Source organism: Paenarthrobacter sp. NPDC090522, from assembly GCF_044769225.1.
In the GTDB taxonomy this organism is placed as follows: domain Bacteria; phylum Actinomycetota; class Actinomycetes; order Actinomycetales; family Micrococcaceae; genus Arthrobacter.
Genome location: NZ_JBIVXL010000010.1, coordinates 137,540 through 161,726, shown reverse-complemented (window position 1 = coordinate 161,726; position 24,187 = coordinate 137,540). Strand labels below are relative to the sequence as shown.

22 protein-coding genes are annotated in these 24,187 nt (G+C 64.7%); 17 read left to right on the top strand and 5 right to left on the bottom strand.

The features are described from left to right. The first annotated feature begins 424 nt into the window (after nucleotides 1-424). Nucleotides 425-1,201, top strand: coding sequence for a DUF5134 domain-containing protein (locus ACIQT2_RS15030; RefSeq protein ID WP_402947862.1), 777 nt, complete (start codon nucleotides 425-427; stop codon nucleotides 1,199-1,201). An 80-nt stretch (nucleotides 1,202-1,281) separates the two neighbouring features. Next, nucleotides 1,282-2,166: a phosphogluconate dehydrogenase (NAD(+)-dependent, decarboxylating) gene (gnd, locus tag ACIQT2_RS15025; RefSeq protein ID WP_402947859.1), complete on the top strand. Its 885-nt coding sequence runs from the start codon at nucleotides 1,282-1,284 to the stop codon at nucleotides 2,164-2,166. 99 nt (nucleotides 2,167-2,265) lie between these two features. Here gnd and ACIQT2_RS15020 read toward each other — a convergent pair whose 3' ends face one another. Further along, the gene (locus ACIQT2_RS15020) at nucleotides 2,266-3,540 is read right to left on the bottom strand and encodes a LuxR C-terminal-related transcriptional regulator (RefSeq protein ID WP_397326468.1); all 1,275 of its coding nucleotides are present in this window, start codon (nucleotides 3,538-3,540) and stop codon (nucleotides 2,266-2,268) included. Between the two features lie 201 nt (nucleotides 3,541-3,741). Here ACIQT2_RS15020 and tkt point away from each other — a divergent pair, with 201 nt between their 5' ends. The 11 genes from tkt to ACIQT2_RS14965 all read left to right on the top strand — a co-directional run bounded on the left by tkt (nucleotide 3,742) and on the right by ACIQT2_RS14965 (nucleotide 14,793). Further along, the gene (tkt, locus tag ACIQT2_RS15015) at nucleotides 3,742-5,904 is read left to right on the top strand and encodes a transketolase (protein WP_402947856.1); all 2,163 of its coding nucleotides are present in this window, start codon (nucleotides 3,742-3,744) and stop codon (nucleotides 5,902-5,904) included. A gap of 93 nt (nucleotides 5,905-5,997) precedes the next feature. Next, nucleotides 5,998-7,119 carry a transaldolase gene (gene tal, locus ACIQT2_RS15010; RefSeq protein WP_402947853.1) on the top strand — a complete coding sequence of 374 codons (1,122 nt, stop codon included), beginning with the start codon at nucleotides 5,998-6,000 and terminating at the stop codon, nucleotides 7,117-7,119. Between the two features lie 121 nt (nucleotides 7,120-7,240). Beyond that, nucleotides 7,241-7,948 (top strand): ribulose-phosphate 3-epimerase, encoded by a 708-nt coding sequence (gene rpe / locus ACIQT2_RS15005; protein ID WP_397326471.1) that lies wholly within the window; start codon nucleotides 7,241-7,243, stop codon nucleotides 7,946-7,948. 9 nt (nucleotides 7,949-7,957) lie between these two features. After that, nucleotides 7,958-8,431 carry a ribose-5-phosphate isomerase gene (locus ACIQT2_RS15000; protein WP_402947850.1) on the top strand — a complete coding sequence of 158 codons (474 nt, stop codon included), beginning with the start codon at nucleotides 7,958-7,960 and terminating at the stop codon, nucleotides 8,429-8,431. 33 nt (nucleotides 8,432-8,464) lie between these two features. Next, entirely contained in the window at nucleotides 8,465-9,487 is a 1,023-nt protein-coding gene (gene fbaA / locus ACIQT2_RS14995) for a class II fructose-bisphosphate aldolase (RefSeq protein WP_402947847.1), read from the top strand. A gap of 151 nt (nucleotides 9,488-9,638) precedes the next feature. After that, nucleotides 9,639-10,199 carry a hypothetical protein gene (locus tag ACIQT2_RS14990; RefSeq protein ID WP_402947844.1) on the top strand — a complete coding sequence of 187 codons (561 nt, stop codon included), beginning with the start codon at nucleotides 9,639-9,641 and terminating at the stop codon, nucleotides 10,197-10,199. Between the two features lie 100 nt (nucleotides 10,200-10,299). Next, nucleotides 10,300-11,031 carry a YcnI family protein gene (locus tag ACIQT2_RS14985; protein ID WP_402947841.1) on the top strand — a complete coding sequence of 244 codons (732 nt, stop codon included), beginning with the start codon at nucleotides 10,300-10,302 and terminating at the stop codon, nucleotides 11,029-11,031. Nucleotides 11,032-11,347: 316 nt separating this feature from the next. Continuing rightward, nucleotides 11,348-12,811: a PepSY-associated TM helix domain-containing protein gene (locus ACIQT2_RS14980; RefSeq protein ID WP_402947838.1), complete on the top strand. Its 1,464-nt coding sequence runs from the start codon at nucleotides 11,348-11,350 to the stop codon at nucleotides 12,809-12,811. A 106-nt stretch (nucleotides 12,812-12,917) separates the two neighbouring features. Next, nucleotides 12,918-13,280, top strand: coding sequence for a cupin domain-containing protein (locus tag ACIQT2_RS14975; protein WP_387439283.1), 363 nt, complete (start codon nucleotides 12,918-12,920; stop codon nucleotides 13,278-13,280). Between the two features lie 296 nt (nucleotides 13,281-13,576). Further along, nucleotides 13,577-14,104, top strand: a complete 528-nt coding sequence (locus ACIQT2_RS14970; RefSeq protein ID WP_402947835.1) for an RNA polymerase sigma factor — start codon at nucleotides 13,577-13,579, stop codon at nucleotides 14,102-14,104. Continuing rightward, on the top strand, nucleotides 14,101-14,793 hold the full coding sequence (locus ACIQT2_RS14965) for a hypothetical protein (RefSeq protein ID WP_402947832.1): 693 nt from the start codon (nucleotides 14,101-14,103) through the stop codon (nucleotides 14,791-14,793). The genes ACIQT2_RS14970 and ACIQT2_RS14965 overlap by 4 nt, the downstream gene beginning before the upstream one ends. A gap of 135 nt (nucleotides 14,794-14,928) precedes the next feature. Here ACIQT2_RS14965 and treS read toward each other — a convergent pair whose 3' ends face one another. Next, on the bottom strand, nucleotides 14,929-17,262 hold the full coding sequence (treS, locus tag ACIQT2_RS14960; protein WP_402947830.1) for a maltose alpha-D-glucosyltransferase: 2,334 nt from the start codon (nucleotides 17,260-17,262) through the stop codon (nucleotides 14,929-14,931). 571 nt (nucleotides 17,263-17,833) lie between these two features. On the opposite strand from treS, the gene ACIQT2_RS14955 reads away from it, so the two are divergent. The 3 genes from ACIQT2_RS14955 (at nucleotide 17,834) to ACIQT2_RS14945 (ending at nucleotide 19,879) form a co-directional block, all read left to right on the top strand. Continuing rightward, nucleotides 17,834-18,190 carry a hypothetical protein gene (locus ACIQT2_RS14955; RefSeq protein ID WP_400332668.1) on the top strand — a complete coding sequence of 119 codons (357 nt, stop codon included), beginning with the start codon at nucleotides 17,834-17,836 and terminating at the stop codon, nucleotides 18,188-18,190. A gap of 91 nt (nucleotides 18,191-18,281) precedes the next feature. Next, nucleotides 18,282-19,595 (top strand): LssY C-terminal domain-containing protein, encoded by a 1,314-nt coding sequence (locus ACIQT2_RS14950; RefSeq protein ID WP_402947826.1) that lies wholly within the window; start codon nucleotides 18,282-18,284, stop codon nucleotides 19,593-19,595. A 59-nt stretch (nucleotides 19,596-19,654) separates the two neighbouring features. Next, a complete protein-coding gene (locus ACIQT2_RS14945; RefSeq protein ID WP_402947823.1) occupies nucleotides 19,655-19,879 on the top strand; it encodes a hypothetical protein in 225 nt (74 codons plus the stop codon). Between the two features lie 471 nt (nucleotides 19,880-20,350). Here ACIQT2_RS14945 and ACIQT2_RS14940 read toward each other — a convergent pair whose 3' ends face one another. From ACIQT2_RS14940 to ACIQT2_RS14930, 3 genes are read right to left on the bottom strand one after another with little or no spacing between them, the layout of a single operon-like run. Continuing rightward, nucleotides 20,351-20,755 carry a RidA family protein gene (locus ACIQT2_RS14940; RefSeq protein WP_402947820.1) on the bottom strand — a complete coding sequence of 135 codons (405 nt, stop codon included), beginning with the start codon at nucleotides 20,753-20,755 and terminating at the stop codon, nucleotides 20,351-20,353. Further along, nucleotides 20,752-21,558 (bottom strand): IclR family transcriptional regulator, encoded by an 807-nt coding sequence (locus ACIQT2_RS14935; protein WP_402947818.1) that lies wholly within the window; start codon nucleotides 21,556-21,558, stop codon nucleotides 20,752-20,754. Before ACIQT2_RS14935 ends, ACIQT2_RS14940 begins: the two co-directional genes overlap by 4 nt. Continuing rightward, a complete protein-coding gene (locus tag ACIQT2_RS14930; protein ID WP_402947816.1) occupies nucleotides 21,518-22,525 on the bottom strand; it encodes a sugar kinase in 1,008 nt (335 codons plus the stop codon). The genes ACIQT2_RS14935 and ACIQT2_RS14930 overlap by 41 nt, the downstream gene beginning before the upstream one ends. Before the next feature lie 245 nt (nucleotides 22,526-22,770). Between ACIQT2_RS14930 and ACIQT2_RS14925 the strand changes: the two genes are divergently transcribed. Continuing rightward, entirely contained in the window at nucleotides 22,771-24,180 is a 1,410-nt protein-coding gene (locus ACIQT2_RS14925) for an alanine racemase (RefSeq protein WP_402947814.1), read from the top strand. Nucleotides 24,181-24,187: the final 7 nt, after the last annotated feature.

The following is a 24,187-nucleotide window of genomic DNA, read 5'->3' as shown; positions in this document are numbered from 1 at the left end:
CCCGCCAAAACATCGGCTTCATGCTCGAACCCCACGGCTTCTTCAACCAAAACCCCACCCTCAACCTCCCCACCACCACCAGCACCACCCAAACAGGTGACAGCTGCTGCAAGACCGGAGAGTAAAGGGTCCCCGAAGGAGCCAACCGACTGGCAGCCGCCAAGCAACTGACCGTCACCGAACGAGACCCGCGGGAGCACCACAACAACGGTGCTCCCGCGGCCTCACCCCACAAACTTTTTTCAGGTCCGCGGGCCGGACTGGACTCACCAGGAATCCGCCCGCAGGAACCGCAGCCGCGCCACATCAGGCGAAACCCATTCAAGACTTCGGTCCCCGGTGTTGGCACCAACCGTGCTGTTGGTAGCCGTGCCGGGGACCGGATCCAACTCCGTATTCCTTATATATATGTATTGAGAGCGTGATGAGTGTGTTCGCTATCCCTGCCATGACCTGGGCGTTGACCGTGGTGCTGCTGGCCAGCGGAACCTGGCACACCATCCAAACCCTCCGCCCCGCCCACACCCTCCGCCCCGCCCACACCCGCCGCCCCGGCCGAGCGGGCCGCCCCGGCCGAGGCACCCAACTGGGTCGCATTAGTGCGCGTTATCAGCACTCAAAACGCGCACAACTGCGACCCAGTTGGGCCGACCGGACCAACCAGGGCCTGCACGCCCTCATGCACCTGCTCATGGCAGCCATGCTCTGGAACGCCGCCCCCGCAACCACCCTCGCCCAAATCCTCATCCTGGCCGCCGCCGCGCTCTGGTTCACCATCCAAGCCGTCGCCCGCCCCCACTACCGCACCTTCTGCTCAGGCACCACCGGCCGGCTCAAATGCACCTACCACGCCGCCACCATGGCAGCAGCAGCCATCATGATCGCCATGATGACCAACCACACCACCACCAACACCCAGGCAACAACGGGCAGCACCCCCGCAACAGCAGCCCACACCCACCACGCCACCACGGGAACCGGCACCGGCACCGCGTCGATCTTCCACAACACCCCCGCCCTGGCCACCCTCCTCACCATCGCCTTCGCCGCAGCAGCCACCACCTTCCTCATCCTCCTCCTACGCCACCGCACCCAAACCACCCACACCCACCACCACCCCACAAACACCCGCACCGAACACGGCCTCGAAGCCGCCGGCGCCACCACCATGGCCCTCATGTTCGCCACCATGACCACCTAAACCACCACCACCACCCAGAACCACCGGCCGGCACCAGACCAGCCCAATCGCCACCCCAAACGCACGAGAAGAGCCGCACCATGCACATCGGACTAATAGGCCTTGGAAAAATGGGTTTCAACATGCGCGAACGCCTCCGCAAAGGCGGCGTGACGGTCACGGGCTTCGACCCGAACCCCGACGTCACCGATGTGCAATCACTGGACGAGCTGCTGCAAACGGTCCCTGCACCGCAGATCATCTGGGTGATGGTCCCGGCCGGCGCCGCCACGGAGGCCGTGATCGGTGAACTGGGTGAAAAGCTCAGCTCCGGAGATTTGGTGATCGACGGTGGCAACTCGCGGTTCACGGAAGACCAGAAACACAGCGAACTGCTCGCCGCACGCGGCATACGCTTCGCGGACTGTGGTGTTTCCGGCGGTGTGTGGGGCCTGGAGAACGGGTATGGCCTCATGGTTGGGGGAGACACCGAGGACGTTCAGCGCGCAATGCCCGTCTTCGATGCCCTGCGGCCGGAAGGCGAACGTGCAGACAGTTTTGTCCACGTGGGCGGGGTGGGGGCGGGCCACTATTCCAAGATGGTTCACAACGGGATCGAGTACGGCCTCATGCAGGCATACGCCGAGGGATACCAGTTGCTGGAGGCCAAGGACATCATCACTGACTTGCCCGGGACCTTCCGCGCCTGGCAAAAGGGAACGGTGGTGCGTTCCTGGCTGCTGGACCTGATGGTCAAGGCGCTGGACGAGGATCCCGGCCTGCGCACTATCGGTGACTATGTGGAGGACTCCGGGGAAGGCCGGTGGACCGTTGAGGAAGCGATCGCCAACGCTGTCCCCACCCCTGTCATTACCGCGGCCCTGTTTGCCCGTTTCGCTTCGCGCGAGGACAGCTCTCCTGCCATGAAAATGGTCTCCGCCCTGCGGCACCAGTTTGGGGGTCACGCGACCCGGCCGGCCGCATAGCTACCTACTCCTTAGTATAGTTTTTCGCCCTGAGGCCCAAAACAGAAGAAGCGGGACGACCGACGTCGTCCCGCTTCTTCCCGTGCCCGGATCCGGGTACTAGGACTGCCGCATGCCGTGGCTGTGGGCCAGTGCGATCGCCTCGGTGCGCGATCCGACGTCGAGCTTCTTGAAAAGGTTCCGCACGTGGAACTTGACCGTGTTCTCGCTGATGCCCATGGACGACGCGATGGTGCGGTTGCGGTGGCCGGAGGCGAGGTGCTGGAGCACTTCAAGTTCGCGGGCCGCGAGGTTCCAGCCGGTCACGTCGCCGGCCGGGCGGGCCGGGAGGTCCAGGGGCAGGGAGACGAAAACGTCGGCACCCCAGCCCGCCATGACGTCCATCCGGAGCTGTCCGGTGAGCGCCTGCACCCGCCGGTCAAGGCGGCTGATGTTCGGATCCTCGGTGGTCAGGGCACCGCCGCCGTCGTCGCGGACGTTGATCAGCAGGTTCTCGCCGTCGCAGTCCCAGTGCGTGCGGATGCGGCTGACCTCGGGCTGTTCCATCATGGCCAAAACCAGGCCGCGGACAATGGCGCGCGCGGCGTGCGCCACCTCGCCGGGCAGGTCCCTGCCGTTGAGCGGCGGTTCGATGAACTGGACCTCGATGCCGCTGAAACCCGTCAGCGGACGAAGGTCATCGCGCAGGCGCTCGAAGGCCTTGGCCACCGGCTCCTTCACCAATTCCGTGGTGCGGTCGCTGTGCGTACGCAGGCCAACCAGGGCTTTGGCGGCGAGATCCGTAACCGTGGTGCGGGCCGTGGCGTGGTCCATGGAAGAGGACCGCAGCGCGGCCAGGAGCGTTTCCAGCGTGGTGGAGTGCAGGTCCGTCAGTTCGGCGGTGACGCGCAGGCGCTCGGCTGACGCCGCCCGCGATTCAATGAGGTACGACGGCGGTGCATCCGCGACTTTTTCCTGGATGCGCCGGGCCGTGATGTTCCACAGGTACGTCAGCATTTCCAGCCCGGCGTCGCTGTCCGGGTCCACCAGGCGGGGATCCGTGAGCACCAGGAGGGCGTTGCTGGGGGCGTGCTTGAGGGCCAACGCCTGCCGGGGCTTGCCGGCCAGTTCGGCTTCGCCTCGCCAGGGCCCGTCGTCGGGCAGCTCTGCGCGGAGGTTATCCAGCTCTTCGATGGAGACGCGGGAGATGATCTCTTCCGCGCCCGCCTTCTTCTGCGGCCGGCCGGTACAGTCCTCCGTGAAGATGACCAGCGCAGTGCTGCCGACGGAGGGGAGCGTTGCTTCGCGGAGCCGCTCGGCGATTTGGGACAGGGGGGCATCGGCCAAGGCTGCCACGGAATGCAACAGCGGCCATGGGGGGTTCGACAGGGTCATGGCTAATTCCTTGTTGTGCTCTCTGGCTGCTGTGCTCCGGTGCGCAACTGCCCGGGCAAAAAAATCCGCCCTGTCCGAAAGTATAGTCAAAAACTGTCAGAAAACAGTGTTTTACCTACCCCTTTGTTTCGGAAGGATGGAAACCAACCAAAGCATGCATTCGGCCATGGCGGCCGAACCACACATCAAAGGGGATCAATCGTGAATCCAACAGCAAGCGCGGTTCTTACATTCAGCGACGCAGATCCTGAAACCGCAACCCTCGACTGGACCGCTGAGGACCAGCGCGCCGTTGACACCGCCCGTGTGTTGGCTGCCGACGCCGTGGAGAAGGTGGGCAACGGACACCCCGGTACGGCCATGAGCCTGGCTCCGGCGGCGTACCTGCTGTTCCAGAAGCTGATGCGCCACGATCCGCGTGATGCCGACTGGATCGGCCGCGACCGTTTCATCCTCTCCCCGGGCCACTCCTCCCTGACCTTGTACATCCAGCTGTTCCTCTCCGGTTACGGCCTGGAACTGAAGGACCTCGAGGCCCTCCGCACCTGGGACTCCCTGACCCCGGGCCACCCGGAGTACAAGCACACCAAGGGCGTGGAAATCACCACCGGCCCGCTGGGCCAGGGCCTGGCGTCCTCGGTTGGGTTCGCTTACTCCCAGCGCCGCCAGCGCGGCCTGTTCGACGCCGATGCTCCCGCCGGCGAATCGCCGTTCGACCACACCATCTGGGTCATCGCTTCCGACGGCGACATCCAGGAAGGCGTCACCTCAGAGGCTTCCTCCCTCGCCGGCCACCAGGAACTGGGCAACCTCGTTGTTGTCTACGATGAGAACCACATCTCGATCGAAGATGACACGGACATTGCGTTCACCGAAGACGTCCTGAAGCGTTACGAATCCTACGGCTGGCACACCCAGCGCGTGGACTGGACGCGCACGGGTGAGTACGTGGAAGACGTCCAGGAGCTCTACACCGCGCTGCTCAAGGCCAAGGCCGAGACCACCCGCCCGTCCATCATTTCGCTGCGCACCATCATCGGCTACCCGGCCCCGAAGAAGCAGAACACCGGCAAGATCCACGGTTCGGCACTGGGCGGCGAGGAAGTCGCAGCACTCAAGGAAGTCCTGGGCTTCAACCCGGAGAAGTCCTTCGAAGTGGACCAGGCCATCCTGGCCCACGCCCGGAAGGTGGTGGACCGCGGCGCGGCTGCCCGCGAGCAGTGGGACACTTCCTTCAACGCCTGGCAGTCCGCGAACCCCGAGGGCGCAGCACTGCTGGAACGTATCGAGTCCAAGCAGCTCCCTGCAGGAATCGACGAGCTCTTGCCCGTGTTCGAAGCCGGCAAGGATGTTTCCACCCGCGCCGCTTCCGGCAAGGTCCTGAACGCCATTGGCCCGGCACTGCCCGAGCTGTGGGGCGGTTCCTGCGACCTGGCCGAGTCCAACAACACCACCATCGAGGGCTCGCCGTCCTTCATCCCGGCCTCCCGCTCCACGGACGCCTGGAAGGGCAACCCCTACGGACGCGTGCTGCACTTCGGTATCCGCGAGCACGCTGCTGCCTCGATCGTGAACGGCATCTCGCTCCACGGCCGGACCCGCGCGTTCTCCGGTACGTTCCTGATCTTCTCCGACTACCAGAAGCCGGCCATCCGCCTGGGCGCACTGATGGGTGTCCCGTCCATCTACGTGTGGTCGCACGACTCGATTGGCCTGGGCGAAGACGGTCCGACCCACCAGCCCGTGGAGCAGCTCGCCACCCTGCGCGCCATCCCCGGCCTGGACGTTGTCCGCCCGGCCGACGCCAACGAGGTGGGCATCGCCTGGAAGACCATCCTGGAGAACCACCAGAACCCGGCAGGCATTGTCCTGACCCGCCAGAACGTCCCGGTCTTCGCCCGTGGCACCGGCGAGGCAAGCGGCGACACCTTCGCATCGCCGGCTGGTGTTGCCAAGGGTGGCTACGTGCTGGCCGAGGCTTCCAAGGGCGGCAAGACCGTTGACGCGCAGGTCATCCTGATCGCCACCGGTTCGGAAGTCAGCCTGGCCGTCGAAGCCCGCCAGGCCCTCCAGTCCGAGGGCATCGCCACCCGCGTTGTGTCCATGCCTTCCGTTGAGTGGTTCAAGAAGCAGGATGAGGCCTACCGCGAATCCGTGCTCCCGTCCTCGGTCAAGGCCCGCGTTTCCGTTGAGGCCGGCCTGTCCCTGGGCTGGCGCGAGTTTGTTGGCGACGCCGGCCGCTCCATCAGCCTCGAGCACTTCGGCGCTTCGGCTGACTACAAGCGTCTCTTTACCGAGTTCGGCATCACCGCCGAAGCCGTCACCGCGGCCGCCATGGACTCCCTGGCCGCCGTCGCCAACTAACCCCTGAACCGCAGGTGCGACCGGCGGCGCGGGACGAAGCGCATACGTCCCGTGCCGCCGTCGTAACTGCCACCCGTTTGGAAGGAAGAACTTATGACCAACGCAACTCCCACCGCACAGCTTTCCGAAGCCGGTCTTTCCATCTGGCTCGACGACCTTTCCCGCAACCGCCTCGAGACGGGCAGCCTGCGGAAGCTCATCGAGGAGAAGAACGTGGTTGGCGTGACCACCAACCCGTCCATCTTCCAGGCCGCGATCACCTCGGGCTCCGACTATGACAACGCCATCGCCCAACAGGCCGCCGCCGGTTCCAGTGTGGAAGAGACCATCTTCGAGCTCACCACCACGGACGTCGCAGCCGCTTGCGATCTGTTCGCCCCCATTGCCGCATCCACCAACGGTGTTGACGGCAGGGTGTCCATCGAAGTCGACCCGCGCCTGGCCTGGGACACCGCAGGCACCATCGCGGAGGCGAAGGAACTGTACAAGAAGGTCAACAAGGACAACGTCCTGATCAAGATTCCTGCCACCCTTGAAGGACTCGAGGCCATCACCGCGGTCCTGGCTGAGGGCATCAGCGTCAACGTGACCCTGATCTTCTCCCTGGACCGCTACCGCGCAGTGATCAATGCGTTCCAGGCAGGCATCAAGCAGGCCAAGGACAACGGCCACGACCTCTCCACGATCCACTCCGTTGCCTCGTTCTTCGTTTCCCGCGTGGACACCGAGATCGACAAGCGCCTCGACGCCATCGGAACCGATGCAGCCAAGGCCCTCAAGGGTCAGGCCGGTGTTGCCAACGCACGCCTTGCCTACCAGGTCTTCGAGGAACTGTTCTCCACCGAGCGCTGGAACGTCCTGGCCCAGGCCGGCGCCCGTGCCCAGCGTCCGTTGTGGGCTTCCACCGGTGTGAAAGACCCGGCGTACCCGGACACCCTCTACGTGACCGAACTGGTTGCCGCCGGCGTGGTGAACACGATGCCGGAGAAGACCCTGGATGCCACCTTCGACCACGGCGTGGCCAAGGGTGACACCCTCACGGGCACCTACCAGGAAGCCGCGAAGGTCCTCGACGCCCTCGAGAACATCGGTGTTTCCTACGACGACGTCGTTGCCCTCCTTGAGTCCGAAGGACTCGAGAAGTTCGTGGCCAGCTGGAAGGAACTGCTGGCCGACGTCGAAGGCGCACTTGCCGCCGCCCGCAAGGCCGCCTGACCCTCGCAAGCCCTCCTCCCTGGGCGCCCCTGCATCTGGCGCCCCGCGTGGAGACCCCCTGTTCCGGGGGTCTCCACGCCCTTTACTTCCCGCTCTGACCGTTCCCGAAAGGCAGGACATCATGTCCACCTCCCCACTGACGTGCTGCATCAACCCCAGCATCCTCTCGGCCGACTTCGTCAACCTCGAAGCCGAGCTGGCCCGCATCAGCAACGCCGACGCCGTGCACGTGGATGTCATGGACAACCACTTCGTGCCGAACCTGACCATTGGCCTGCCGGTTGTGGAACGGATTCAGAAAGTCAGCCCCGTGCCGCTGGACGCCCACTTGATGATCGCCGACGCCGACCGCTGGGCTCCGCTGTACGCCGACGCCGGCCTGGACTCGGTGACCTTCCACGTGGAAGCTGCGATGGCCCCCATCAAGCTCGCCCGCGAACTCCGCGCACGCGGCTCCAAAGCCGGCATGGCCTTGCGCCCCGCGACTCCCGTGGAGCCGTACCTGGACATGCTCCCCGAGCTGGACATGCTGCTCCTGATGACCGTGGAACCCGGCTTTGGTGGCCAGGCGTTCCTGGACGTTGTCCTTCCCAAGATCCGCCGCGCCCGCGAAGCCGTGGACGGATCCGGCGTGAACGTTGCCATCCAGGTGGACGGCGGCATCACCGAGGAAACCATCATCCGCGCCGCCGAGGCCGGTGCCAACATCTTCGTGGCCGGCTCGGCCGTCTACGGCAAGCCGTCGCCCGCGGACGCGATCGATTCGCTGCGCACCAACGGACAGCTCGCCTTTGCGCCGACGTCCACCCCCGAACTCCAGAAAGCCTAAGGACCACCCATGCGCGTTCACATCGCAACCGACCACGCCGGGCTTGAACTCAGCTCGCACCTCATCACCGCCCTCACAGAGAGCGGCTACGAAATGGTGGACCACGGACCCACCTCTTACGATCCGGAGGACGATTACCCCTCCTTCTGCATTAACGCCGCAACCGCCGTCGTCAATGACCAGGCCGCAGGGGTTGACGCCCTGGGCATCGTCCTGCGAGGTTCCGGCAATGGGGAACAGATTGCCGCGAACAAGGTCAAGGGCGTGCGCGCGGCGTTGGCCTGGAACCTGGACACCGCCGTGCTGGCACGCCAGCACAACGATGCCAACGTGGTTGCTGTTGGCGGACGCCAGCACTCTGTGGAGGAAGCCACGGAGCTGATCAAGGCGTTCCTTGCGGAGCCGTTCACCAATGCCGAACGCCACGAACGCCGGATCGGCAAGATTGCCACCTACGAGACCACTGGCGTCGTAGCCAACTAACCCGCTTAGCCCAAGCCCAGCCTAGGAGCCACCTTGCCCATTGCAACCCCAGAGATTTACTCGGAGATGATCGACCGCGCGAAGACGTCAGGGTTCGCCTACCCTGCGGTCAACGTGACGTCGTCGCAGACCTTGAATGCTGCGATCCGCGGTTTCGCCGAGGCCGAATCCGATGGCATCATCCAGGTTTCCACCGGTGGTGCGGCGTACTGGTCCGGTGCGTCGGTGAAGGACATGGTGGCGGGCTCGTTGGGCTTCGCGGCGTTCGCCCGCGAGGTTGCCAGGAACTACAACGTCAACATCGCCCTGCACACGGACCACTGCCCGCAGGACAAGCTGTCAGGCTTCGTGTTGCCGCTGCTGGCCGCATCCGAGGAAGCCGTGAAGGCCGGCAAGGACCCCATCTTCAACTCCCACATGTGGGACGGCTCGCACGAGACGCTGTCGGATAACCTGCGCATCGGCCGCGAACTACTGGAACGCGCGGCTGCCGCCAAGATCATCCTCGAAGTCGAGATTGGCACCGTGGGTGGCGAGGAAGACGGCGTGGAGAACGAGATCAACGAGAAGCTCTACACCACCACTGAAGATGCCTTGGCAGCCATTGAGGCCCTGGGCGCCGGCGAGAACGGCCGTTACCTGACCGCTCTGACCTTCGGCAACGTGCACGGCGTGTACAAGCCGGGCAACGTCCAGCTCCGCCCGGAACTGCTCCAGCAGATCCAGGCCGAGGTGGGCGCGAAGATCGGCAAGGACAAGCCGTTCGACCTGGTGTTCCACGGCGGATCCGGTTCCTCCGAGCAGGAGATCGCCGAGGCCGTGTCCCATGGCGTGATCAAGATGAACATCGACACAGACGTGCAGTACGCGTTCACCCGCCCGGTGGCCGGCCATATGATCGCCAATTACGACGGCGTGCTGAAGGTCGACGGCGGTTTGGGCAACAAGAAGACCTACGATCCCCGCGTCTGGGGTGCTTCGGCTGAAGCCGGCATGGCGGCGCGCATTGTCGAGGCCGCCCAGCAACTCGGATCGGCGGGAAAGACCTTCGCGTAACTTTTGCAGCAAACGGAGCTACCCCCGCGTACGCCCGTAAAATTGTGATCCATTGGACTGCGGTTTTTGGTCAGCTGAAACGTAGTCCCTGAGCAACCGGAAAGGAGCGCCGATGGCTAGTCGTGCTTCTTTCCGGTTGTTGCGTACCGGGATGATTTCTTCGCTCATCATCGGCCTGGCGTCCGGGGGACACCTCGCTGGCGGGGGAGTCCTTCCCGAGCCTGCGATTCTCCTGGGTTTGTGTGCCTTGACGGTGTTGCCGGTATCCATTCTCACCACGTTCCGCTTGTCGTTCCCCGTTTTGGTCGGTGTCCTTGGCGCCGGGCAGGCGTGGTTGCACTGGGCTTTCCACTCGCTCTCCGCGGCTGCCTCCGGCGGGCCGATGCCAAGCGGCCACGCCCACCACGCGTCCGGGATGGCCGTTGACGCTGTTGGTGTTTCCGGCGCGGTCCAGGCGTCCAGCGACGGGCAAATGTTTGCCGCCCACGCGGTAGCCACCGTGGTGACAGCCGTGGTGCTGGCCCGTGGCGAGCAGGCGCTCTGGGCGTTGTCGGCGTGGCTCCGGCCCCTGATCACGCTCCTTGAACCTTTCGTGATTGTCCCCGCACGGGTCCCCGGACCTGTCGCGGCACCGATCGTCCTCCCGCGGCACCAGCTGGTCCGCCGCATGCCCGCACGGCGGGGACCGCCGGCGATGATGCCCGCCGTCTGAGACCCTCGCACGTTCAGTTCGCAGGACACAGGCGGCACAGTTACCGGCCCGGCCAATCCGGGACCCGGACTCCCACCTTTTCTGTGAAAGGCATCAAGCCATGAAGACCTCCATTCGCCGTACCCTGAAGTCCGTTTCCGTTGCTTCCCTCGCCGCAGGGATGCTCGCCGCCGGCGCCGCCACGGCCTCCGCGCACGTCCACGTGGACCCGGAAAGCACCACAGCGGGCGGCTACACCCACCTGACGTTCAGCGTCCCCAACGAATCCGCCACGGCCAAGACCAACAAGCTCGAAGTTGCGCTGCCCACGGACACTCCGTTCAACTCCGTCTCCGTGAAGCCCGTGGAGGGCTGGACCGCACAGGTGGTCACTGCCGACCTGCCCAAGCCCGTCACGGTCAACGGCGCAACGGTCACCAAGGCTCCGGGTTCCGTGGTGTGGACCGCCGACGACGCCCACCAGATCGGCCAGAACGAGTACCAGACCTTCTCCATCTCCGTTGGTGTGCTGCCCGACGCCGGCACCACCATCACGTTGCCCGCCAAGCAGAGCTACACGGACGGCACGGTTGTTGCCTGGGACGAGAAGACGGTTGAAGGACAGGACGAGCCGAAACACCCGGCGCCCTCCTTCGTGACCACGGCCAAGACCGCCGGTTCGGATGACCACCACGCCGCGGCTACCGCTTCTGCGACGCCGGCGCCGGCTTCCGCGACGACGCCCGCCTCTGATGGAGGTTCGACGGCGGGATGGTTTGGTCTTGCTGCGGGATTGGTGGGACTTGCCGCGGGAGTGACTGCCCTGGCCCGTACCCGCCCCGCGAAGCGCTAACCCGCTACCCTCTACCGGGCACCCTCCACTCCACCCCGCGCCGCGCGCCCACCCAACCCCGCGCCCACCCAACTGAGTCGCAGTTAAGCGCGTTTTGAACCCTCAAAACGCGCACAAATGCGACCCAGTTGGGTAAACCACGCGCCCGAGTCGCGCCGCCCCGCCGTCGTGCTTTCAAGTGCGGCTGTCACGCGCTTTTGCAGCACCCTCGGCGCCGCTGGCTCGCTTCCGGATTCCGGGTGCTTGCCGCGCGCCCGAGTCGCTCCACGCCGCCGTCGTGCGTTGACGCGCCACCATCTTCCTTAAGGAAAATCCCATGACTCTTCTCGCCAAGCCCCCAGTCGGGGCCTCCAACACGCCATCCCCAAATCCTGAGCACACGCCGCCCCAAAGCGGTTGGTTCCGGGCCTTCCTGCTCCGGCTCCATTTCTACGCCGGGATCCTCGCCGGGCCGTTCCTCTTGGTTGCGGCGCTGAGCGGCGGTCTGTACGCCATGGCACCGCAATTGGAGCCGGTCCTTTATGCCAAGGAGTTGCGCGTCCCGGCTGTTGCAAACCCATTGCCGCTGTCCACCCAGGTCAAAGCCGCCATGGACGTGGCCGGCGGCGCGGTTCCCGTCACCGTGCGCCCGGCGCCGGGGCCGGAAGACACCACCCGGGTGTTGTTTGCTGACCCGACCTTGGCAGAATCGACGTACCGGACCGTCTTCGTTGACCCCGGTACAGCCGAAATCCGTGGCGACCTGCCTACCTACGGCAGCAGCGGTTCGATGCCCATCCGGACGTGGATCTCCAACCTTCACCGTTCGTTGAACCTGGGCGAGCCCGGGCGGATCTACAGTGAGCTCGCGGCGTCGTGGCTGTGGGTGATTGCCCTGGGCGGACTGCTGCTGTGGATCGAGCGCATCCGCCGCAAACGCCAGGGTGCACCGCGAAAGCGGACCGGCCGAGCCCGTACCGTGTGGCTGCACGGCACCACGGGAACCGTGATGCTCCTGGCCTTCCTGTTCCTCTCGGCCACTGGCCTGACGTGGTCCGCGAACGCAGGAGCCAACGTAGGTACGCTGCGGACAGCCCTCGACTGGACCACCCCGAGCCTCAAGACGTCGCTGACAGGGGAAGAAACGACGGCGGGTGGCGACCACTCGGGCCACGGAACCGCTGGCGCTGGTGGCAGTACGAGTGCGGTTCAGCAAACCTTCAATCCAGCCTTATTTGATTCCGTGACCAGTGCTGCCCGCGCAGACATCGTGAAGGCACCGATGGTCGACATCAAGCCCTCCACCAAGCCGGGAACGGCGTGGTCGGTGACTGAGGCAGGGAGGGAGTGGCCGGCGTCGGCCAGTGCCGTGGCCGTCGATCCGTCCACCGGGCAGGTCACCAACCGCCTGGACTTCAACGACTTCAATCTCGCCGCGAAGCTCACCCGTTGGGGGATCGCAGCGCATATGGGGCTGTTGTTCGGGCTCGCGAACCAGTTGCTGCTTTTGGCTGTGGCACTGGGCTTGGCGGCCATGGTGGTGTGGGGCTACGTGATGTGGTGGAGGCGGCGTCCCACCCGCGGCGGCTCTTTGGCAGTGGGCCGGGCTGCTCCCCGTGGTGCGTTCCTGCGGGGGCATTGGGTGGGCGTCCTTGCCGCTATCACGGTGATGGTGGCCGTGGGATTCTTCCTGCCCTTGCTGGGCTGGAGCTTGCTGGTGTTCGTTGTTGTGGACGCCGTGGTGGGCGAACTCCGACGCCGGGAGAGGCCTGCCCGAAGGAATAGCGTAAAACAGTCCTGATTGAGGGTTTTAGCTTCGATGGATACCGCGCAGGATGGATAGCAACCCGCGGAATCCATCCACCAGCAGCCGCACAGAAGCGGTGCCAGCAGAAAGGCAGAGCCACATGGCCACTACATTCCAGCCCAAGGAACTCTTCGAGACGGACCTCGAGAAGTCCCTCCTTGGCCAGCCGTTCGCCGAAGTCCTGGGCGACGACATCGCGGTGCGCATGGCAGTCCCCTTCGCCAGCGACGATTCCCGCATCCTCTCCGGCGTGTGGGAAGCAGCCCCGGGGCTGTCCCGCTGGGAGTTCCTGGAGCGCGGCGAAGTGATCCACGTCCTTGAAGGCCGCATGGTTGTCACCGAAGACGGCAAGGAGCCCGTCACCGTTGAGGCCGGCAATGCAGCCTTCTTCCCCATTGGTTGGCAGGGCACGTGGGACATCAAGGAGCGCATCCGTAAGTTCTTCGTGATCTTCAACTCCTGATCACCTCTTCATCGCAGCACACCCTCACAACGCGAACGACGGCGGGAGCCTCCCGCCGTCGTTCGCTGTGCTTGGGTGCGGGTCGCGTGGGCGTGCCGCCACCACTGACTTTGCTTGGGTGCGGGTCGCGTGGGCGTGCCGCCACCACCCACTTTGGCTTCCACCCGGGCCGACACGCCGCTAAACCACGGCGTTCCGCCGGGGTGGGCACCCAAAGTAGGTGGGGACGGTACGGGGCTCGCCCAAACTTCCGCAAAGTTGGTTACATTCTTCTGACTGCCGGACATTAACCGGCTATGAGCGTGAAGACGGATCAAGGAGATCGTGTGGAGTCGGCCAGGGAGAAGCATTTCCTGGCAGCACACGCGGCCTGCCACGACAAGGTCTATAAGTATTTCCGCCGCCGGACAGAGGGGGCGTCCACAGCCGAGGATCTCTGCGCGGAGGTGTTCAGGATCGCGTGGGAGAAGACCCGCCAGGACCAGGAGCTTTCCGTGCTGGTGGTCTTCGGCATCGCCAGGAACGTCCTCCGCAACCACCACCGTTCGGACCTGCGTTCCCGAAACCTCACACAGCACTTGGAGCTGCAGCGGACGCACATGCTGGGCTCCGACGATGAGGGGGTCCGGGAAGCGCTGGACCGGCTCAAACCGGACGAGCGCGAGGTGCTTCTCTTGACGTACTGGGACGGATTCACCTCCGCCGAAGTCGCAGAGCTGCTCCAGCTGACCGCGACGGCGGTCCGGATGCGGTTGCACCGGGCCCGGAAAGAACTCAGCCGGCTGCTTCAGGCCGACCATGCCGCAGAGGAAGTCAACGAATGAGCGCCAAGCAAGCCCTCGAGCGACTGGCTGCAGCCGATCCCGCCTTGGCGGCGACGGAAGAAGAGCTGGCCCTGAGCCGGGAGAGGAGCCTCGCCGTCAGGTTCGCCGACGCGGAGCAACTCACCGTGGCCGGCTCAGTTGAACAGTTCCACAAGCAGTCCTCCACACGCAGGATCCGAAGGGCGGCGGGGGTTGGCCTGGTGGCCGCGACGGTTGCCGTGGTTGCCGGCGTTGCGGTGTCCGGGGTGTTTGCCCCGCAGACGGGGCAGCCCCAACCTGCTGCCACCTCACCCGTGGCCACCTCGACGCCCGACCCAAACGAGCTTCCGCCCCTGCCCGAACTCACGGGCCGGATGCCAACGTTCGACCATCACATCGTCACGGGCGGCAATGGCAACAAAGCTGCCGTCGCCAACAACCCGGAAGCAGACTTCCACATGGATGCGCTCAACGGAGGAACACTGGGCCTGAACAGTGCTGGATGCCTCGTCAGCGAAAGCAGCGAGGATGGGCTCATCTTTCCCCGGGGGACAAAGATCACTGAAACCGGAGTGGTGTTTCCCAATGGGACGATTCTGAATATCGGCGAAAAATTCGCTTTCGGCGGCGGCGGCAATCAAGTCGATCCGGGACCATGCGCTCCGAGCGGTTGGGCCTTCCTGGTCCAGAGCTGGGACCCGGTCCGGTAATCACCCCGCCGCTTCACAGGCGACCAACAGCAGAGCCCGACGTCGGCACCCACCCAGGTGCCGACGTCGTGCGCGTCCCCAACTGGGTGGCAATTGAGACCGTTATGACCGGCTCAAAACGGCTTTAACTGCGACTCAGTTGGGTGTCCCGGCGGCCGGTTCCTCCTCTACGGGTTCCGGTTCCCGCAGCACCAAAGCCGTGCCCTGGTAAGGGCCGAGCTCGAGGAAGAAGCTGTGCAGGTCGTCCACCTGGCCTACGTCCGAGCTGCTGAACAGGTCGTGGACAGTGGCCCCCGGAACCAGGTGCGGGGATTGGATGCTGCCCGCGATGTCCTGGTCAGAGAAGTTCAGCACCGTGACTTCCAGGTTCCCGTCACCGAGCTGGTTGACCAGCACCAGCAACGCGCGGTTGGAAACGTCCGGCACGTCCAACAGCGTGCTCGTGGCGATACCGGACGTTTCGCGGACGCGAAGGATTTCCTGCAAACGGCGCGCGTAGGAACCGGAGTCCTTGAGTTGCTCCGGCAATGAACCGTAAAGGCTGCGTGCCCGGGGCATCCCTGCCGCGGACCTCACGGCGTCCGGTCGGGTGCCCATGAGGTCATGTGCGCCACGGTTGATCCAGCGGGTATCGCCCTGCGCGGTCAGTTCGCCCACCACGTCGCGGGGAAGGGCGATGATGCCGGTGAGGTCCCACCCGGAGAGGGCGAACACGCCCGGCTGCAGCGCGTTGTACATGGACAAGAGCACATGGACATTGCGGATTTGGGTCTCTTGTTCGGCCGTAACAGAGTCCGGATCCTGGATGCCGATCGCAGCCATGATGAAGCTCGCCGTGGTGCAGGCAATGCCGTTGGTGGTGAACAGGGCGTTGTAGGGGCCGCTCTCGCCGGTCAGGCGCTCGCGGAGGGTTTGCTGGACCTTTTCCGCAACCTCGGCGCCCGTCAGTTCCTCGCCCCCTAGCTCGAACACGTCATCACGGTGTCCAGCGGCGAAGTGCAGGAGTTCGTAGGTGAGCTCGTCGTGGTTTTGCAGGGCGTGGACCAAGGACGCCTGGTCCACGCCGATCTCCATGGCCAGGCGAAGGGTCAGCCGCAGGAACTCGGTATCGCCCGTGACCAGGGAGTAGTGGTACGCGGGGCGGGTGATGAAGTCGTAGGAAAGGTCCGCGCCGGCCTCGGACTGGGCCTTGATGTCGTCGATGGTCAGGTTGAGTTCCTGGAAGGAGAACCCACCCACCTTGCGGATCATGGAGCCGATCAGCTGGTTGGCGGCCTCGGACAGGGGGTGGCCTTCGGACCAACCGGGCTGTTCCTCGGCACTCTTCTCCACGCCGAGGAACCCGTTGGCGTCCAGGCGAAGGGCGCCCGTGCCGAGGTCCAGCAGCGAGTGCAGGGCATCGCCCACCACCAGGCGCATTCCGGCAAAGGTTGGATCCAGCCAGTTGATGGACGGCTGCCCGGCCTTGAAGTAGTGCAGATACACCCAGCGGCGGACCTGGCCCGTGGTGTCCGCGACGGGACGGGTGGCACTCCAGTTGGTTTCCTTCACCCCGGGTTCGTAGAAGATCACGCGCTGGAGCCGGCCGATGATGTACCCGGCCTGCTGCAGGGCCTGCTCAGCCTCCGGGCTGATGTTCACCGAATCCTTGCCCTCGGGTACGTCAGGAAGCAGGTGCCAGTCCTCCTCGGGAATATCCACCATGTGATAAATGCCGGGGTAGTCGCGGAAGTTCATCTCGGCGAGCCGGAAGTCGGCGCCCTTGCCCGTGTGTCCGGGGACAATGTCGTCGATCACCGTGCCATCGTGCTCCGCGGCGATCTCGCACATCTGGCGGAACTCTTCCTCCGTGCCGAACGCGGAGTCGATCGCCATGCTGATCCGGTCGAAGTGCCCGTCGACGCTCGGAGTCTGGGACCAGCCGCTGATGCCGCCGGCCAGTTTCACGGGGCCTGTGTGGAGACCGCGGATACCGATCTCCCGGAAGGCCTTCCACAGTTCCGGATCTCCGAGGGCGGCCAGGAACGACTGGTTCTCCCGGGTGATGAAGGACAGCGGATAGGCCGTGAACCACACGGGTGCCTTCTCCACGGCCGCCCTCGGGTTGGGCCGGGCGTATGCGTTCTGCCACATGCTCGCCTGGCCGGACAGCTGCCGCGCCATGGTGTTCGCGTCCCCCAGCATGGACTGGTTCCGGAGCCAGTCCACGTACGTTTTGTTAAGGCCGTCAAACTCCAATGAGGGCCGGGCGGCAAAGAATTGACGACGGCGGGCAATCGGCCTGAGTGCCTTGGGGCGTGCGGGGTAGAACTGCTCGTCGAAGGTGATCTCGGCGGCCTGGGTCTCCTCGGTTGCTTCCTCGGCCGCTGATTCCGCCGATGGATCCGGTGCCTGTACAGGTTCCACGGGCGCCTCCGCCGGTCCCTCGCTGGTTTCCGACACACTCTCGCTGACTACAGGCTCCCGCACAGCTTTCTCCTTTACGTGGCCGCCGCGTCAACGGCGACCGTCCGAGGGGTCGTTCAAGAGGTCACGTACCCGGTGTGGCCGGGCGTCTTCATGCTAAGCATCCTTGGCAGCTGTTTGTCGACCTTGGGGAGAAGTGAGTCTTCACGCAAGCGGACGCAGCCATGTAGCCAGTCGTTGATGGTGCGGGCGCGAACTCGAACACTGGACGGGTTATCCACATAGCGGTCCACGCGCCAGCTGAGACCGGCCGGTCGTCCATAGAATGCTGCTACAATTAATGGCTACAAAATAGTAGGATGGGTAATGGCACCCAGCTGGGAACCATCGAGCGAGAAGCATGGAGTTTCGCGCCAAGACCAGATCTACGCGATCTTGAACGCGAGCTTCGTGCATGAATTGGACGAGCCCGTTAGAGAGGGAAGGATAGTTCTCTACGTCGGTCCGGAGCACGCCCAAACGGGCCGGGAGATTGAGATTCTGGTTCATGAGTTCGGCGATGGCAGAGAGTCTTCCATCTTTCACGCAATGCAATTAGGACCAAAGTTCAGTCGATTCCGAGAGGAGCACCCAGATGGCTGGAGATGAAATGGACTACGAGGCACTGGCGCAGCGTCTGAGCGATCCCGATACGGAGGTCCAAGGGATCGGTACTGCCCTTCATGGCGCGGATGCGGCCGCGGCTGGCAGGTCCTTCCTCTTGCGCGAGTTCGGGAGTGAAGAGGCCATTGAGGCCGCACTGCGTCCAGGGCGTCCGAAAGTGGGCCAGCGGCAGTCCGCTGGCCCTTCTCCGACGGTACGTGGACGGATTTCCGAGCAGGAGTACCAAGCGTTCAACGACCTGATCAGGGAAACGGGGAAGGGTCAAAGCGCGTTGGTCCGGGAGGCTGTTCACCTTCTGCTGCAACGCCATCACAAAATCGCCAGCTGAGTCTGGCCGGTCAATTGGCTGCGTCAGCGATCGCCATGTACAACCCCAGCCGCAACGGCGAAGCTTAAGGAACGCAACCGGGGGAGCTTTCATGTACAAGGCGCCGAGCAAGGAGGCCACAGACACGTGGCTGGACCGCGGGTTCTTCGTCCTCGGCGGTGTCGGGGCGGTGTGGCTTGCTTTCCTCTTGGTAGGTGAGAGTTTCCAGCTCGGCTGGGGCCAGCTCTGGTCATGGCTCGTGTTCTGGGCGTTCCTGGCCTACCTGCTCCTGCCACGCCTGCACCGGATACTGACCACCATCTACGTGCCCGGCTATTTCATCGGCCGTGCCCGTACCAGCGATGGCCTGCTCGGCGATCCGGTTAACGTGGCGCTCCTCGGTAAGGAACGCCAGGTCCACGCCATCATGCGCCGCGCAGGCTGGACCATCGCGGACGACGTCACGTTCGCCAGCAGCCGCCGCATCATCAGTTCCACCATCCTGCGGCAAAGCTATGAACAGGCCCCGGTCAGCCCCCTGTATCTCTTCGACCGGCAACAGGACTTCGCTTACCAACAGGAAGTGGACAACAACCCGGGCAAACGGCACCACGTCCGCTTCTGGCGATGCCCCGACGGCTGGATGTTGCCGGGTGGACACAAGGTGGACTGGCTGGCCGCCGGAACCTATGACCGCAGCGTCGGATTCTCCCTCTTCACGCTCCAGATCACCCACAAGATCGAGCAGAACACCGACGTGGAACGCGACCACATTGTCCGGACGGTCTCTGAGGGCGAGGCCTCTGTCCGCGTTCAAGTGATCAAGGACTTCTCCACGGGTTACCACTCGCGCAATGGAGGCGGCGATTCCATTTCCACCGATGGTGACCTTCCCGTCGTCGACGCCCGGCTTGTCTCCGTCCCGTCGTCGCAGGAGCCCAAATCGACGGACAGCCGCGACCGCCGCCCAGCCCCCACCACCATGGGCGCCGTCCTGGTGGTGGTCAGGGCTTTGGCGGCACTCGCGCTCGCCGTCACGCTTTTCACCTCGTCCGATGTCTTCGCCGATCTCACCCTCGGCGACGCTCCCGCCGATCCGGAAACCACGACGGCGGCAGTCACCATTGTGGGGATAGTTGTGTTGGTGTTCGGGCTGGGGGAGGTGTTCCTGGCCTGGAGGATCTTCCTCGGGAGCAACGGTGCACGCGTGATTGCGATGGGTTTGAGCTCGGTCTCCATCCTGGTCCAGGCGATCGACGCTTCCACCGGGACTACCAGCATCACCCTCGAGGCCGGACTAGCGGGCTTGGCCACGGACATTTTGGTGCTGTTGGCCCTATCCAGCCAACGTGCGCGGATCTTCGCGAAGCGCCAGCGGGTCCCGGCCGTCCCGGCCCTTCCCATGAAAACGTCGCAGCCCCGCTAGTCCGGGGTTGCCCAACAGCGGGGCCGCAACGGAATAGGGTTTGAGGTAGCCTCACAAAGGTGAATGGGGACACGAACACCACGTCAGGGCCGTCGGCCAAGAAGAACAATTCCGGAGACAAGGCATTCCTGCCCCTTGGCATCGTCTTTGCCATCCTGGGAGTCACTTTGATGATCCTCGGCAACCCTGGATGGATAGCCTTCGCAGCCATGGGCGCGACTTTCCTGATCCTTGGATTGACCCGTCGAGGGACCAAGCAGCCTCCTGAAACCCCTCGGGACTAGCCCAAACTCCTGAATGGGCGTACCGCCGCCACCCACTTTGAAGCCGTGTGCATGCGAGTTCGTCGGAAGGGGCGGCGTGTTGGCCGTCTTTGGCCTTCAAAGTGGGTCGTAGTGGCACGCCTCCCGCCGCCAGCCACTCCTTATACCCCGACGGCGGCACTCAAGTCGAGTGCCGCCGTCGGCCGGGCCTTCGCCACCCACTTTGAAGCCGTGTACACCCGAGGTCGCTGAAAAGTGCGGCGTGTTGGCCGTTATTGGCTTTCAATGTGGGTCGTGGCGGCACGCCGCCCGCAGCCATCCGCCCCTTGAACCCCCGACGGCGGCACTGAAGTCGAGTGCCGCCGTCGGCCGCTATCTCAGCAGGTGAGAGAGCGTCCCGCGGGAAGGAGTGTTTGGTGAGAGAGCGTCCCGCGGGAAGGGGTATTTGGTGAGAGAGCGTCCCGCGGGGAGGGGGTGTTTGGTGAGAGAGGGTCAGGCGGTGACGGCGAGGGCGTCGATTTCCACCAGCATGACCTCGTGCGGGAGGTCGACGAACACCGTGGTGCGGCTCGGGAGCAGGCCGCTGGGGACGTTTTCGCGGATGAACTCGCCGTAGACCTCGTTCATGGCGGCGAAGTCGTCGCGGGTGGTGAGGTACACGCGGAACATCAGCACGTCTTCAACGGAGGATCCGCCGGCTTCGAGGATGGCCTTGACGTTCTCCAGGGTGCGGCGGGTCTGCACTCGGACGTCGCCGTCGCCGATGTACTGGTTGGTGGTGGGATCCATGGGGCCCTGGCCGGAGACCTGGAACATGCCGCCCTTCTTGATTCCCTGGGAGAACACGTGTGCCGGGGCGGGGGCGTTTTCGGTGAGTACTACGGTCTTTTTACTCATGCTGAGTTCCTTTCATGGCTGATCCAGCCGAGGTCGTTGGAGATGGCCTCGGTGCTGGCTTTGAGGTCGGGCAGCAGCTCAAGCAAGCCTTCATAGCTGAGCATTACTACCGGTACCGAACAAGAGGCTGCGGCAACCACGGCACCGCTGGCATCGCGGATGGGGGCCGCGATGCAGTGCACGAAGGCCTCGTGCTCGGCGTTGTCGTGGGCCCAGCCTTGTTCCTTGACCAGTTCCAGCTCCGCCAGGAGGGCGGAGGGGGAGGTCAGGGTGTTTTCGGTGACTTTGACGTAATCCAACCCCGCGGCGATCTTTTCCTGCCGGCTGCGCGGCATGTCCGCGAGGAGGACTTTGGACACAGCGGCCGAGTGCAGCGATGCAGTGAGGCCGATGCGCGAGTACATGCGGACGGGGTGGTGCGATTCGAACTTGTCGATGTACACCACCTCGTTCCCTTCGAACGCCGCGAGGTGCACGGTGTGCCCGGTGCGGCCATTCAAATCCGCCAGGTGAGGGTGGGCCACCTTGCGGATGTCCCGCTGCTCCAGGGCAAGGGACGAGAGTTCAAAGAGTTTTGAGCCGAGCATGAACTTCTGGTCGTCGTCGCGAACCACGAGCCGTTTTTCCTCGAGGGCATGGAGGAGCCGCATCACGGTGGTCTTGTGCACGGAGGCCTTGGACGAGAGCTCGTCCAGTGTTGCTGGTTTCGCGGCGAGTTCGCCAAGCAGGTCGATGGCCCGCATCAGGCTCTGGCTCAAGGTGTCACGCTCCGGTTCTGGTGTTGAATTGTCCGCCTTCAACATGGATAGCAGCCCATTCGCTATCCGAAGAATCGAGGATTGCCGAGAGCTGCTCTGCGGGCGGCAATGGTCCGCGGTCGCCGTGGACAGTCAGGGTGCAGGCGGCGGCTACGTGGCCGCGCCGAAGGCTTTCCTTTTGGCCGAGTCCGTAGAGCAGGCCGCTGAGGTAGCCGGCCGCGAACGAGTCGCCGGCACCAACAGGCTCGACGACGGACACGGACAGCGCGGGCACTTCCTCCCGGGTGCCGCTCCGGTCGAGCGAAATGGCGCTGATCGCCTCGTTTTTGATGACCAGCACCTTCGGGTCCGGCAGGAGGCGGCGGAGTTCGGCTTCGTCGTTGGTGCCGAAGGCCGGTTCGGCTTCGTCTTTCCCAACAAGCACGACGTCGGCCAGGTTCGCCAGCCGCTGCAGGACGCCGCGGTCCTGTCCGGCCCACAGGGCAGCCCGCCAATTGACGTCAAAGCTGATGGTCCGACCGTTCCGGGGCGCGCTGAGCAGTGCTTCGAGCAGGCCAAGGCACTCGGGGGAGAGCGCGGCGGTGATGCCGCTCAGGTGGATAAGCGAGGCGTTTTCCAGCAGGGAAGCCACGGCGGGATTCTCCAGGAAGGACCGTCCCATGGCGGAGGCCGCGGACCCTTGACGGTAGTACAGGACTGAACTGCCGCCGTCGGGGTCTGATTCCTGGGCCGGGACTTTCACGTACACGCCGGTGGGCCGCGCGGAGTCGACTTCGACACCCGTGACGCCTACCCCGTGGTCCCGCAAGTCGTCCAGGATGCGCGTGCCGAAGCCGTCGTGGCCCACCCGGCTCACCCAGTGCGTGTCCAGGCCCATGGCCGCGAAGCCCATGGCGACGTTGGATTCCGCACCACCGATTCCGCAGTGAAGTTCTGTAGCCAGGTGCAAGGGGACCGCCTGGACAGGGGTCAGCATGGCCATGGTCTCGCCAACACAAACAGCAGACAGCATGTAACTCCCGTACCCGATCAGTGCGTTTTCAGCGTTGTTTTCGCCGCGGGACAAGTCGATCCGCGGGGGTTTGAGGGGCCCTGCGGAGCATGCCGCGGCCTTGACTCTCAATCCGGCACCATGTTAGACATATCACCAGCAGCTTTGCAACCAGCGTTGCAAAATACGCAACGCAATCACAATCGCAGCAGCGAACACACAACCCCGCCGCCCCAAAGACGCAGCACCGCGAAGGGAATCAACGCGTGAACACTTCCGAAGCAATCTCGGCCTCCGCCGTGGCAGCCTTGGCCAACCGCCAGCTCGATTTTCGGCACAAAGCCGTGCCCGCAACGGCCAACGGGACCACGCACGCGGAGTTCCTCGCCGACAAGCACACGCTGGCCGATCTCCAAACCCCGTTGCTCACGCTCGACGCCCGCGCCCTCGAAGCCAATGCGGACCGGCTCGCGGCCTGGTGTGCGGAGCGCGGCGTCCTGCTGGCACCCCACGGGAAAACCACCATGTCCCCGCAGCTCTGGGACAAACAGCTCAGCCGCGGAGCCTGGGGGATCACGCTGGCGAACTTCGCGCAGCTCCGCGTGGCCCGCGAGTTCGGGGTGCAGAACCTTCAGCTCGCCAACAGCCTCACAGACCCGCACGCGATCCAGTGGGTCGCGGCCCAGGAATCCACCATCCTGTCCTGGGTGGACTCGGTAGAGACGGTTGCCCTGATCGAAGGCACGCTCGCGGGCACAGACTCAGTGCTGGATGTCCTGGTGGAACTCGGAGCCCACGGTGGCAGGACCGGTGCCCGTGGTGTGGAAGCCGCTATGGACGTCGCCCGGGCAGTGGCCGCGTCGGAGCACCTCCGCCTGGTGGGCGTCAGCGGGTACGAAGGCTCGCTCGCGCACACAGCGGACGACGCCGGCCTGGCCGCCGTCCGCGGCTACCTCGCCGACATGCGGCTGCTTCACGAGCAGCTACTCGCGGCCGGGTTGTACGGCTCCGGGTCAGTGATCATCACTGCAGGTGGCAGCGCCTACTTCGATGACGTGGTCACGGTCCTCTCACCCTGCATCAGCACAGGGGCCGAAACCGGGGGTCCATCAGTTGACCTCATGATCCGCAGCGGTGCCTACATCATCCACGACGACGGCTTCTACCGCGGCATCTCCCCGTTCTCCCGCGAAGGCGAGCAGCCCTTCACAGCCGGGATGCGCGGGTGGGCGAGGGTGGTTTCCCAGACCGAACCGGGCCTGGCCATCCTCGACGCCGGCAAACGCGACCTCCCCTTCGACGAAGGACTTCCCGAGCCGCAGTTCATCGGCCCGGTCCTCGGCGGGCCCATGGAAACCCTGGTCGGCGCGGAGATCACGTCCGTCAACGACCAGCACTCCTTCATGACCTTCGATCCCGAAACCACCACGGTCCGCCCCGGCGACGTCGTCCGGCTGGGCCTGTCCCACCCGTGCACGGCCTTCGACAAGTGGACCGTCATCCCCGTGCTGGCCAGCAGCGAGCCCGGCGGCACGGGCACGGCTGAGTACGCGGGCACTACCGGCGACGCTGTCACTCCCGGCGGGGTCGCCGCCAAGGGCGACGCAGTGACCACGGGCGGGGTCGCCACCGCAGGTGACCAAACCGTCGTCGACCTCATCCATACCTTCTTCTAGGACCCAC